We start from the raw sequence: 12,274 nt of genomic DNA, 5'->3' as shown, positions 1-12,274 counted from the left end.
TGCTTAGATCGCTGGCGCGAGATCGAGGTAGATGCCGAATGCACGCAGGCCGTCCTTGGTGCTGGCCGCTGTATGGCCGGTGCCGAACGTCAAGTTGCGAGCGACGAAATGTCCGGAAAGATGGGCTGGCCCTTTGTCGGCACCTACAGAAGCGTCAACAGCCTCTTCGAGGATCGCGCTTGGGGTTTCGGAACCATCGGTGGATGCGGCGAGCGAAAGGACGTATTCCTTCGTCGCCGTGACGCGGCCGAGAACGGCACCACGCGGCAGGTTCTGACCGGCTGCAATAGTGACCATCTCCATGGCGGTCGGTAGATTGCTGGCGAGGATTTCGACCTGCTTCAGCTCGTCAAATTGAATAGATGCGGTCATCGTAATCCTCCCTTACTTTCCGCGAAGCTGGTCAACGGATGCGAGGATCGCGTCGACAGCTTTGTCTTCAGCCGACATGGTCTTGCCCTTGCCGGTACCGTTTCCGATTTTTGGGTTCCCTTTGGCGAGCATGGCCGACCGGAAGGAACTGGAAGCCTTCGAGTTCCCCGAAGCCGCCTGCGCTTTCGGGGACGCCTTCAGGATCGACCGAGCGGCTTTGCTGGAAAGGTGCGTGTTTAGCGCGAGGTGCTCGGCGAGCTTGCGGCGTCCGCTAGCTTCCGGAGCACGAAGAATCGCAGCAATACGCTTCTGAGCGGCGGAAGCCTTATTCGAAACAGGTTGCTCTTCTTCGTCCTCGGCATCCGGATCGACTTCCTCGTCCTCCGCGTCGGGGTCTAGGTCTTCATCCTCCGCGTCGACGTCCTCTTCGCCTTCTGCATCTGGATCGACGTCTTCACCTTCAGCATCGGTGTCGACATCATCTTCGGCTTCAGGATCGATCTCTTCGTCCTCCGCTTCTTGGTCCTGCTCCTCAGCCTTTGCCTTAGCAGCGATCTTGGCGGTCTTCTTGGTTGCCTTAGCGATAGCTTTCAGCATTCCATTTCCTCCCGTATCGGCCGGTACGCCGACTGTCGGCGTGGCCTGTTGTTCGATTCCGTATTCGGCGATCACCGCTTCCAGGCTCCCGATCTCGTCCGCCAAACCGGCGTCGACGGCGGCTTGTCCGATGAAGCAATCGCCCTTTCCGAAATCTTCGCTGACACGTTTGATAGAGACCCCCCTAAATTTCGCGACGTCAGCGATGAAGACTGCGGCGATGGCGTCGACGTGGGCCTGAACCGTTGACAAACCTTCGTCGGTGCTAAGGTCCGGACGCTTTAGAGGGCTCTGCGAGCTGACAATCTGAATGTCCTTGATGCCCGCTTTTTCCCGCGCCGACGAATAGTCACTGACCTCCATGACGCAGCCGATGGAGCCGAGAGCGGAGGTGGAACTGATGATGACCTTCGAGCACGAGGAGGCGATCCAATATGCGGCTGATGCAGCGGTACCGGTCGCATATGCGATGATCGGCTTCTGTGATCGCATCTCGAAGATGGCGTTTGCCAACTCGGCGCATCCGGTAACTTCGCCGCCAGGGCTGTCGATATCGAGAACGATGGCTTTGATGTTGTCGTCTTTGATGGCGGTGGCGATATCTTTGATCAGGAGTTCGTAAGCGGAGCCGCCAAACAGAAAGGACCAGATGCTCCAATTGCGCATCAGGACGCCGTCTACCTTTACGACAGCGACGCCATTGTGAACTTCTACGTCCCAGGTACCTTCCTCCGGCTCGCCCCACTCTTTAGCAATGGCGCGGATCGTCGTGTCCTGCTCAGCGGCAGCTTCCGACATCGCACGGAAGGCCTCTGGCGTGAGCAGCCACGGCTCCCCCGACGATCTCAAACGGTTGAAAAAGCGCATGCGTATCTCCTGTTCTCAGCACAGGAGATCGCAATCGGCTGATTGAAACCCGGAGGAATTATTGCTCGGGCCGCTCCGGCGTTTGGGGAGCCAGAGCGATGGAGGTCGTCAACTGATTCTGGTCGAGGTCGAGCGCTTTCATGAAGCGCTGCTCAACCGACCTCTGTTCCATCACTTCACGCCAATCGAGACCCTGTGCCGCACACTCGATTTCGTAGGTGCTGATGCCGAGAGCAATGCGGAGCTGAGCTGCCTGTGCCTCACGAGCAGGATCAAGCCACCCTTCACCGTCCCAGATGATCCGGGTTCGAAGCCAGGCATTGCGTGTACGGTTGTTGTCCCAAAAACCCGGTGCTTCGATGATGCCGGTGCCGACTAGCTCTTCCATCAAACAGCGAACGATCTTGTCGACGCACTTCGTTTTGGAGGACGACTGTCGGGGTGCAATGGCACGCCGTGCCATGTTGAAGGCACCCTTCAAACTGGAATAACTATCACCGTCGGTGTCTTTCATGGCGATCTGATGCGGCAAGTTGAAGCCAAGCGACTGGTCCTTTTTGATCGCACGCATGAAACCCTCATACGCAGCGTTCGGACGAGATGGGTTGTGCGACGCAAACTTGTCACCAGGGAATAGCGGCAAGATCGATCCAGGTTGCATGTTGAGGATGTATTCCGCACGTGCCGCAAGCAACGACGATGCGTCCCCGCCGAACATGTCGAGCAGTTGGCTCATTTCCATGGAACTCTCGGTGAAGCCCGCAACAATGGCGTTTGCAAGGGCGGCCTTTACTTCGGCCCCACGGTAGTCGGACGCGTCCTTATAGAACGGCATCATCGCCGCGAGCATCGATAGACCACGATGCTGGTCAGGACGCTCACGTTCGAAAACATGTATGAAGCTGGGTCGGCCCCACTCGGTCAAAGCGTCGATTGCCTCCCATTCGTAGGCCCCTTCGATTGCCGCGAAGGTGCCTACATCAGCGGGATGAACTTTCTGCACATGGTAACGCTGTGGTGCTCCGAACTCGTCAATCTCGATGCCTGACCGGAGATACTGTGAGTCGAACGTGCCGAGGGGATTGCTGATACGGTCGGGATCAATCCACTGGAAGCACGTCGCGAAATCAGAGCCGGGTCGGCCTTCGATGAAGTATGGGACGACAGCCTGTTCGCCCTGTGCGATCTCAGTGCGGAGACCCATCCTCAAGTTGTCGGTTAGATTTCCTGAGCGGGTCACGTCCATAGCCTCTGAATCGATGTAGTCGTGCACGATGCCCTGCACGTTACGAGCCCACTCTGCTGCCCACTCCTTGTCCAGACCCAGAGCCTTATAGTCAGGGATCGGCACGATGGTCGGCCCGGTGCCGATCACCAAGTCTAGTAAGGTGTCGATGCCCGACTTCGCGGAGACCTCGTTGCGGACGAGATCGACCGAACGCGCGTCGATGGTCGGCTTTTCCGGCAATAAGTCAGAATCCGCAGAACCTTTAGCGGGGTTCCACAGCCGCATCTTGCCTTCCTGGGAGGCGGCCTTGAACGCTGTGTCGGATGCGGACACAGACGACATGGGCGACCCGTCAGCATTTAGGAGCTGATACATCTTCGGATGACGGGGACCGGCAGAGGGAGGAATGATCGTGACTGTCATCGGCGATCCTTACGCAAGGATCATCGGACGACGACGGAATCCTCCGCCTCCAAGGCTAGCAGCCTCAGACTTCCATTGGACGATCAGGTCGCGCAGGAACTGGGCACTTGCCTGATTAAATTGGCGCTGCATGTTGCCGTCAATGCTGTAGCTCAACATCACAACTTTTGACCCGGTAGCCAGCTCGAACAGCGCCCGTTCACCGTCGGCAATCCAGGAATTGAGCTGCAGAAGTCGGGCCTGGTTAGAACTCATCGTCATCGTCTCCCTGCAACGCGGCCGCAGGCATCGGGACGATGTGGCGGCGAGGCTTTCCCTCAACTGTCGGACGATTGGCTGATTGAGACCCGGATGTTTTCGGTGGCGTGATCTTAATCATCGGCTTCTGACCTGGCGGTGTGATGTCGAGCTTCGGCACCATGGGAGGAGCTTCGACCTTGGTTCGAGAGACCGGTTTCTGGACCGGAGCCCCGCGTTCCTCTGCTGCCTGCTCGGCCTTCAGCGCATCTGCCGCATCACGGAGCTGCTGTTCGAGCCGGTCGAAGTGCGCCCCCGTAAAGCGGTCCCACCCAAGCAGGTATGCGCCTGCACGGGCGTAGTTGTGGCAGTCGAGAGCTTCTGCTCGACGACCCTCGATGCGGACGTACTTCTCTCCGGTAATCAGACCGCTCGGATCACGGATGAGAACCTTGCGCTCGGACGTTAGCTGCTTGGCCAGCTCCTTCGAGAACTCTCCGCCCTTGAGAGGGACGTGGAACCAGTTCATCGGCGCTTCGGTCGTATCGCTCGGGGTCGGGATATTCAGGATACTGAGCAGCTCGCTCTTGAAGTGGCTAACATCCGCCTGGACAATCTTCAGTGCCCCGACATTCGTCTTCTTGCCTGAATTGAACGGATCGGGTTCACCCTGTACTTCGACCTTAACTGGCATGGGCCTGTCATCCATAGGGTCCACACCCAGCACCAGAGTCTGGTTCTGCTTGCGTATCCAGGCCTTCACCATTGGGGTCAGATAGCTGGTGTCGATAAGGTTCTTCTTTGGCAGCATCGGCACGCCGTAGACATTGACGTATGCGTGCTGGATATGCCGCGTCAGCTCGTCCCAGATTGCCTGCTGATTGGTGTCGCCACTGATGCGGAAATGATCGATCCAGAACCGGTGGCCGTCACGACCGTAGCCGTGGACACCAATTTCGATATGGTCCTGACCGACGTCGATCCCGCGCGTAAGGAAAAGGCAGCCGCTCGGCACGATAGTGCGACCGTTCTTCTCCATGACATACGGCGTCTCGCCGATGTCTCCGCGATTGTAGACTGCTTCCCAATCGACCTTTTCGGAGACTTCAATGGAGGGTAGGCCAAGGATGGTATTGCGGAACTCGGCGATCTTCATCGGCGAGCCTTGGTAGTCTTCCCAAGTCCGAGCGATATCGGCCCACGAGAGCCAGCCCAGTGGCGAATAAAGCGAATTGAGGCGGTAGCTACGGACGCCTTCCTCGACGTTCTCCAGGTCCTTCCTGGTCGCGATCCACTGACCGGCCGGGAGCATCGTCTCCTTGTGATGCTCATGAATGTGGAACTTGCAGTGCGGGCACTCGAAATAGACCGTCTCGGCTGCTTTGCCCCAAGTCCACTTCAGACCTTCAAATTCGAAGACTAGGAGCTTACCGCATTTCTCGGACGGGCAAGGCATGTGGTATAGACGTTGGTCACCGAGCAGGAACTCACGCCAGATTACTGACGTCGCTTCTTTTGTCGGTGTCGAAGTCAGGTAGACCTTTCGCTTGCTCTTGAAGGTGTTCGTGCGGCGCATGGCCAGTCCGACAGGCGGACCTTCCCCGTTGACGTCGAGAACGTATGCATCGACCTCGTCGCAATACAGGTATCGGATAGGAAGCGAACGCAGGTCGGCCCCGGACTCGGCCGATGCCATGAAAAGGAGACCGCCGCGAAACTCCTTCGATAGCAGCAGGTCTTCAATGACACGCTCCCTCAGATAATCCGAAGCTTGAATCATCGGCGTGAGGCGCTGCTTGCTGACCTTCTTGGCGACTCCGGCTGACGGCAATACCATCATGATCGGCCCGGGTGCCGCCGACATCCAATAGAAGACCATGTTGTTACCGGCTTCCGACTTGCCGGTCTGTGCACCCGAAACGAACACTGTCTTCCAAACCGGTGACCCCACGGACGCATTGTCCATCGGCTCCTTCAGGTACGGGGTGCGGGCTGTGCGAAAGAGGCCAGGTTCCGATGCACCAACACCAGCGAGGTAGCGGTGTTGGTCGGCTATCTCACTGACTAGCAGCCGTTCGTTCGGGCTATAGCCCAAGCTGAAGGCGTCCTGCTCGACCTTTGCCGGGTCGGCCAACTTTGGCAGCGACTGGTCAAATAACCGACGCAGGACAAGCTTGATACCCTCGCCGACTTCCTCGTTGTCATCTTCGCCAGGACGCCACTGACGAGCCATTATAGTTTCACCGTTGGCCGGGACACGCGGTCTTTGAGCTGAGCCTCAACGGCATCTTCAAGAGCGACACGCAGCTGGATTTGATCGATGCCGAACTTCGCGGCGAGCGTGCCGCAGACGAGTGACGGCCATACTTCCCAAGCATCGCGCTCGGCCGACCAGCGCTCGATGAATAGCTTTTCAACCGCAGCCTTCTCTACAAGCCGACCGGCGCTATGCTCGTATTTGAGCCGAGCGTTCATCGCGAGATAGTTTTCTTTGTATGTCTCGGCTTCCTTGTATGTGAGCAGCTCCATCTCGACCTGACCGTCGAGGATTTGCATCATGAGATTGGCGGCCTGGCTTTCGGTGTCGGCGTCAGACTCTTCCGTCGGCTCGGCGAGGGTAACGGTTGCCGCAGGTGGGGTAACGGTCTCAAACTTGCCCAAACCGCGATCATGAAGAACTTTTGCTGAAGCGGCTGAATCAACGAGGCCATCATCCGTAAAAGTCAGATAACCTTTTGATTTCCAATCACTTACGGTTTTTCCAGAGACACCCGCAATCTTTGCAAACTTTGCCTGCGACAGCGGTTCGAGCTTTGAAAAATCCATGCCGTTCTCCCCCAGGTTGTGGCGCGAGCGTTACCCGTTACCTGGTTTTCGCACCAGCAATTGAGAGGGGTGGGACGATGCCGAACCCTCTCGTCGTTCTGCTCCTGGAAAGAACCTACCCGGTGGGGGTGATAGAGACCCGGATGAACTGGTCAGCCGAATGCAATGGCGAGCTTGTCGGCGACAGCATCGGGTAGAAGATCGGACACAGCGATGCTGACCTCCGTCTCGAAGTCGACCAGCTTGTCGTAGCTGACTTCGTCGACAATCATGGCCACGGCCTTCAGGCGGCCTTTGCCGTCTTCGAACAATGTGCGGACGCCGCTGCGTGCGGTCATCCAGACCGCGCCCTGAGCCTGCTCAGCGGCCAGGTAACCGCGAGGGATGTTGCCGTATCGGTCGAGATCGGTGTCAGCCGTTGGCACAAGGGCGTTGCTGTCAACGCCGCCATCGAACACGTATTGCAGGTATGCAGCTTGCATTGGCCTGACGCCGATCTCCATCTCAGGCTCAGCTGCAGCAGTGCTGACCTCGGCATAGAAGCCGCGCTGGGTGAAAGGAACGGGGTCATCGAGCTTGTCGGCGAGCATTAGCCCGAGCTGGTGCGTGATCCTGTTGGCAGCAGATCGCATACCCGCACGGATGGCGGCTGGCAGCTCGACCTGGACCATCCGGTGCGCTTCGGCAGCGAACTTCTGTGCGTCGAAGGAAACTTCGATTCCGGCCATAATGATCTCCTGTTTTCAACAGTGTGCGGGCGTCGGCTGATTGAAACCCGTGATGTTTCATGCACTCTGATCGCAAAAATCAGGGGTTCACATGGATTGGCTGACTGCATTCGCAAAAGATGACTTCGGCAAGGTGGTCATCACGGTCTGTGGCACGTTGCTGGTGACGCTATTCGGCGTGTTTCTCGGCGGCTTGAAGGATATCTTCACCGACTGGTGGAAGCGTCGCAGGCTCATCCGCTATCACGCGATGCTTCTTGCTACGACAATGGATCAGCTTATCGACGACTGCATGAACGTCGTCTTCGATCCGAAGCATGAAGACGACGAGGGTGTCGCACACGCAACCGCACCGACGCCGAGGATCGAATGGCCGTCAGCCTTAGACTGGGCGTCGATACCGTCTGACCTCATGTATCGCAGCTTGCTCATCCCCGGCATGATCAAATCTGCAGAAGAGTCCGCCAGTTTCGTTGCTGAGCATGTCGCGGGTCCACCGGACTACAGCGAGTATTTTGAAGAGCTTGAAGATCGCTATTCGAAGATCGGGCTCTCCGCCGTCCATATCCTGAATCGCCTTCGGGACGATTATGGTGTCGAGTTCCAGGAGCGGGAGCATCACGATCCGCAGCACACATTCGAAGCGACTATCGTCAAGATCAAGAAGTCTCGCGAAGCGCAAAAGGCCAAGCAGGCGGAGTTCTTCGCTCGAATGGAAAAGTCTCGCAAAGAGCGCCAGGAACGGGAAATGAGGGAGCAAGCCGCAGTGAAGCAGCCTGCCGGGACATAGCCGCCCAACACCTCACAACAAGTTCTGAAGGTGAGCAGCCAACGCCGACGCTGCATCGGCCACTGACACAAGCGCGTCATGAAGGCTTTTTGGGTCCGCGATCACCCACGCGACGCCAATCGGCACACTAGACGTGATGGCACTATCAACGGCCTTATCTGCCTTACGGCCTATCCAGGAAAGAATCGCGCCTGCTACCCGTCGAAAGGTGGATGCCTGAACTTCCAGTTTAACCGGATCAGGCTGCTCCTGTTGTGCTTCGGTCCTCAGGTCAACGACCACCTTGACGACCAGTTCAAGGTCCTTGGGAGGGATCGGATCGGCTTCTACGAGTTCTGGCGGACCGTTGTGGTTGCGGGGTGGAACATGATCACGGTACGTCTGTAGTGCTACCTCAAGGCGGTCCAGTCGAAGCAACAAGTCTCTTTGAAAATCTCTCGTCGTGTCGTCCGTGCCAACTACCAGCCGGTTCCCATCGTCGTCTGTAAGGACCTCTCCGCTATCCGCCGTCAACACAGAGGCATCGGCAGCCGCGAATGCATCGCCATCAAAAGCTGACCCGGAGAAAGCCGCCCCGGTTGCAGATTCGATGGGATCGCCCCGGGCAAAATCAGCCAGTATATTTCCCCATTCCTCAGGATAAGCATTAGCAATTTCAAGGCGGTTGTCGGGGAAGGGGTTGTCTTGTTCAGGCTCGGGCTCATCAAACACATTGATGCCAACCTGTCGATAGTATTCACCAGGAGATACGCCTAGCTGTGCGAGCAAGTCAGGATCGGTATCCTCTCGAAACCGTACAAAGTAGCCGTAAAGCTCGCCATCGTTACCGTCGATAGTCTCCAGTTTCCATTCGGCTTCCTTGAGCAATTCTGGGTCTACGCCCCATTCAGTCGCTATTGCTTCTGCTTGCTCGTCATCCATAGCCGCCATGCCGTAACTTTATGCTCCGCGTTGTCCTCCCACTCAATCAGGCTTTGCGCATCAATTCCAGACCATCCTGTGCCGTCTATGGTTTTGACGGTTTGATTCCCGTCGTGTTTACAATGCGAAGAACCGGACCGTAATGTCGACACCTGGGCGGTCATGATCGGCGGTACCGATATCGTCGCAAACCCCCTTTAAGGCGTCCCTCACACGCGCGACGACCATGGTCTGCAGCTGCTCGGTGATGTGCGGTTTCCGATAGGCTTCGGATGCTGCTCTGACCTCGATCATCAAGTCTGCCAGGTTATCGGTGGGTAGCGGCTTCCCGTTGAGTTTCACGAGAATGTTCATGCCGAGACCTCGTCGGTCTTGGAGATGATCGCCTCCAGCTTATCCTTGCGCTTCGTCAACCGGCTGTAGGCCGCCACGGCCTCACCAGTCATGTAGCCGCGACTAGCGGCGATCCTGATCGCAGACATGTCCGCATCGATCTCGGCCAGTTCGTATTCGGCAATCAACGACATCGAGCGCCTGATGTCGTTGATTGGATTGTCAGGTGTCGGGCTACAGGTGGTCATGCCGCCACGTGCGACGCAATACGGGTAACTCCGCAGGTTGTCGGAAACCTGACGGCGGATGTGTTCTTCGCACGCTTCCGATGACAGCTTGGACGACACGAGGAAACCACTGGAGAAACGACGCCAGAAAACATGATACGGATAGATCGGCGTTATCGTGGTGCTTTCTTCCAGGAAGTAGTCGGGATTGATGCCGTTCATACACGCCCCCTCAGCCGATCAAATGCGGCTAGGAGATCGGCTTTGGCACACTGTGTCTCCGCCTTCGCCTCTTCGCAGTCTTCTTGCCTTCGGCTGAGCCATCCTTCCACGTGAGCAGCAGCAGCCAGACTATTTACAAGCCGCTCAATTTCCGCCGTGACTGGATTTTGAATGTTGCCGAGGCCGAAAAACTTGATCGCTTGGGCACGCGACATGATCCCACTCAACAGGTGGCTATCGATATCGGATTCACCGAAGCCTTCGACCTCCATGCGAGCCCGAAGGTCCTCGGCACCAGCTTTCTGTTCGGCTTCTACTTCAAGTCGTTCCAGACAGTCGAGTGCCCAGTCCATCACCGGAGCTTCCATGATGAGCCGTTCGGCTTCGGCTTTGCCGCGAACCGGGTCACGGTTGTCGGTGTATCCGATCAGTCGCCAGTCATCTCCACTTTGCGGGCGGTAATATACCTCGCCCCGTCCCATGTTCTTCGGCCCGTCACTTTGCATCTGCTGTCTCCCCTTCGGCATGTATCTTGATTCGTTGTTCGAGGACCTGCATTGACTTGACGCGATCCAGAGTGTCGTGGATTTCCTCCGCGATTATCTCGCGAAGATCGGCCCAAAGGCCGTGGTCGTAGCCCAGCGATGTCGTCTTCGCAGCCCATCTTGAAAGGGTGCGAACGGACACGCCAAGGCGGTCGGCCAGCGGGCGTTTCCAGCCTGCTCCGTGAATTTCCTCGCCGCACATGATCAGGAGATCAGCGGCGGACATATGTGTTTGCATTGCTACTCTCGCTGGTGATGTCCGGTGCCGTTCCCAGCGAAGGCATATGCCGGGGTGACCGGGGCGGTGATGTTGCGGAAAAGGGATTTGAAAGCGCTCGAAACCTTGCCAGCAACGGAGACTACAGCCGAGCGAACGGTCGGCATTGCAGCAGCAGAATGCTCGTTGCGAGCTTCCGACTTGATACCGAAAAGGCTCTTCGCCAGAGACGCGGCCAGCTCCAGTGTAACGGCAAGAGGATGCGATTTCTGAGGCAGCTCGCGGAACATAACCCAGGCCTCGCGGATAGCCTCAGCGAGATACTCGCGGGCCTTTCCGCCAAAGCGTTCGGCACCAGCTTTTGCAAGCTGCCAGGCCTTCCTCATAATCCAGGCTGATCTTTGCTTCTTCGACATCGGACGGTTCCAACGTTGTCGCCGGACCAATCCGGCGACGTTTCAATATAATAATTGTGAGTCGAGAAAACTGTCGGCGCAAGCTTTGATGCAAGAAAAGATCATTATTTTTAAAGTATTTTTTTGTCGTTGCTCACGGGTAAAATGTCAACATTCTATATGGCTCACATATGTTGACATTTATACTTAGAATCGGGGCCTCGTCTGCCGGTAGCGATCCAGATCAAACACCTGAGCTTGCGGCATCACCTTACGGCCAGGGCGGCGCGGTCGTAGGCTACCGGGCGTATGGATCAGGTCCTGGAGTTCGCGGTTCTCGCGCTCGACCACTAACTGCCTTGCTTGATCGCGGACCTGTGCCCACAACTGACGGACCGTGCACAATGTCTGTGTCATATCGACCTTGCGGCCCGTCTTCTGAGTGAATGCCGCCCAATCCGCAGCCTTTATCCGAAGTAGCTCCAGGTCGAGACCGGAGGGGACATCTTTCATGATCGAGCTATCGAGGCGGCGATCTTCGATGACGCGAGCGATCTCCCGGATCAGGAACTGTCTGTCCAGGTTCTCGGCCACCATGGCGATGTCCAAATAATTCTTCCAGCGGAGATCAGTGTCGCCCTTTGCCAGAATCGTGACCATCTGCTCGGCTACATGGGTTTCTGGCAACGCAACGCGGCCTTTGAAAACCGGCTGACCCTCGATCCAGGTCGGCAGTTCCGTCGACCATCTGCCCGGGAAAGCGCACTTCCTGCCGTCAGAAAAGCTCATGTTGATGTGAGCGTCGACGGTTCTGGTCCCGATCCGTGCTCGGAACTTGAACCGCATGCCTGGCACGCTATTCGGCATATCGAGGTATTCGGGTGCCGAGACGGTTTCCATCTCAATGCCGAGATGCTGAATAAGGGGCGCTAGCCGGATAAACGCCTGACGGATTTCGTCGGCGGTTGCTTTGCGAACGAACCTGATGTCGTTACCATTGACGATGAAAAGGTTGGGATAGACAGCACGGAAACCCAAAAGCACATGTTCGACAGCATATCGACGAAGGCCGAGTTGCGGGTCCAATCCCAGTGAGTTACAGCTGTCTATGACCCGGCTTGCGATCTTGTCGCCGACGTTAGGAACCGTCATCGCCTCTCTCCTCAGGCGTTGTGCTGAGGAGATCGTGGGTTCTGGCGACGCAAGAAAGCAGAGGTTCTTCGGCAAAAAAAAGCGCCCCCGGAGGATGACCTCGACGGGGGCATAGCGTGCGGCTCAGGACTGTTTCAGCTGGTCCTAAACTCTGACTACTATCGTCATCGTGATCGCCGTCGGCGGCAAGACAG

Annotated in this window: 15 protein-coding genes; 1 reads left to right on the top strand and 14 read right to left on the bottom strand. The window is 57.0% G+C overall.

The window, feature by feature from the left end; all coding sequences use genetic code 11:
• Window positions 1-3: 3 nt before the first annotated feature.
• The 7 genes from BBX50_RS07745 to BBX50_RS07715 all read right to left on the bottom strand — a co-directional run bounded on the left by BBX50_RS07745 (window position 4) and on the right by BBX50_RS07715 (window position 7,278).
• On the bottom strand, window positions 4-372 hold the full coding sequence (locus BBX50_RS07745; RefSeq protein WP_065774734.1) for a head decoration protein: 369 nt from the start codon (window positions 370-372) through the stop codon (window positions 4-6).
• A 12-nt stretch (window positions 373-384) separates the two neighbouring features.
• Complete coding sequence (locus BBX50_RS07740) at window positions 385-1,836, bottom strand: S49 family peptidase (protein ID WP_065774733.1); 1,452 nt, start codon at window positions 1,834-1,836, stop codon at window positions 385-387.
• 58 nt (window positions 1,837-1,894) lie between these two features.
• Window positions 1,895-3,487, bottom strand: coding sequence for a phage portal protein (locus BBX50_RS07735; protein WP_083213579.1), 1,593 nt, complete (start codon window positions 3,485-3,487; stop codon window positions 1,895-1,897).
• Between the two features lie 9 nt (window positions 3,488-3,496).
• Window positions 3,497-3,742: a hypothetical protein gene (locus BBX50_RS07730; protein WP_065774732.1), complete on the bottom strand. Its 246-nt coding sequence runs from the start codon at window positions 3,740-3,742 to the stop codon at window positions 3,497-3,499.
• Window positions 3,732-5,957 (bottom strand): terminase gpA endonuclease subunit, encoded by a 2,226-nt coding sequence (locus BBX50_RS07725; protein WP_065774731.1) that lies wholly within the window; start codon window positions 5,955-5,957, stop codon window positions 3,732-3,734. The genes BBX50_RS07730 and BBX50_RS07725 overlap by 11 nt, the downstream gene beginning before the upstream one ends.
• Window positions 5,957-6,550: a hypothetical protein gene (locus tag BBX50_RS07720; protein ID WP_065774730.1), complete on the bottom strand. Its 594-nt coding sequence runs from the start codon at window positions 6,548-6,550 to the stop codon at window positions 5,957-5,959. Before BBX50_RS07720 ends, BBX50_RS07725 begins: the two co-directional genes overlap by 1 nt.
• A 152-nt stretch (window positions 6,551-6,702) precedes the next feature.
• Window positions 6,703-7,278, bottom strand: coding sequence for a hypothetical protein (locus BBX50_RS07715; RefSeq protein ID WP_065774729.1), 576 nt, complete (start codon window positions 7,276-7,278; stop codon window positions 6,703-6,705).
• A 91-nt stretch (window positions 7,279-7,369) separates the two neighbouring features.
• Here BBX50_RS07715 and BBX50_RS07710 point away from each other — a divergent pair, with 91 nt between their 5' ends.
• Window positions 7,370-8,068, top strand: a complete 699-nt coding sequence (locus tag BBX50_RS07710) for a hypothetical protein (RefSeq protein ID WP_065774728.1) — start codon at window positions 7,370-7,372, stop codon at window positions 8,066-8,068.
• Between the two features lie 12 nt (window positions 8,069-8,080).
• Here the strand turns inward: BBX50_RS07710 and BBX50_RS07705 are convergent, their stop codons facing one another.
• From BBX50_RS07705 to BBX50_RS07675, 7 genes are all read right to left on the bottom strand, one after another.
• Entirely contained in the window at window positions 8,081-8,998 is a 918-nt protein-coding gene (locus BBX50_RS07705) for a hypothetical protein (protein ID WP_065774727.1), read from the bottom strand.
• Window positions 8,999-9,106: 108 nt separating this feature from the next.
• Window positions 9,107-9,343, bottom strand: coding sequence for a hypothetical protein (locus BBX50_RS07700; RefSeq protein ID WP_065774726.1), 237 nt, complete (start codon window positions 9,341-9,343; stop codon window positions 9,107-9,109).
• On the bottom strand, window positions 9,340-9,771 hold the full coding sequence (locus BBX50_RS07695; RefSeq protein WP_065774725.1) for a hypothetical protein: 432 nt from the start codon (window positions 9,769-9,771) through the stop codon (window positions 9,340-9,342). The genes BBX50_RS07700 and BBX50_RS07695 overlap by 4 nt, the downstream gene beginning before the upstream one ends.
• Window positions 9,768-10,277 carry a hypothetical protein gene (locus tag BBX50_RS07690; RefSeq protein WP_065774724.1) on the bottom strand — a complete coding sequence of 170 codons (510 nt, stop codon included), beginning with the start codon at window positions 10,275-10,277 and terminating at the stop codon, window positions 9,768-9,770. The genes BBX50_RS07695 and BBX50_RS07690 overlap by 4 nt, the downstream gene beginning before the upstream one ends.
• Window positions 10,267-10,554, bottom strand: a complete 288-nt coding sequence (locus BBX50_RS07685) for a hypothetical protein (protein WP_065774723.1) — start codon at window positions 10,552-10,554, stop codon at window positions 10,267-10,269. Before BBX50_RS07685 ends, BBX50_RS07690 begins: the two co-directional genes overlap by 11 nt.
• A gap of 2 nt (window positions 10,555-10,556) precedes the next feature.
• Complete coding sequence (locus BBX50_RS07680) at window positions 10,557-10,949, bottom strand: hypothetical protein (protein ID WP_065774722.1); 393 nt, start codon at window positions 10,947-10,949, stop codon at window positions 10,557-10,559.
• 186 nt (window positions 10,950-11,135) lie between these two features.
• Window positions 11,136-12,080, bottom strand: a complete 945-nt coding sequence (locus BBX50_RS07675; protein WP_065774721.1) for a nucleotidyl transferase AbiEii/AbiGii toxin family protein — start codon at window positions 12,078-12,080, stop codon at window positions 11,136-11,138.
• Window positions 12,081-12,274: the final 194 nt, after the last annotated feature.

It is taken from the genome of Ensifer sp. LC11, assembly GCF_001695835.1.
In the GTDB taxonomy this organism is placed as follows: Bacteria; Pseudomonadota; Alphaproteobacteria; order Rhizobiales; family Rhizobiaceae; genus Ensifer.
This window is presented reverse-complemented; position numbering and strand designations above follow the sequence as displayed.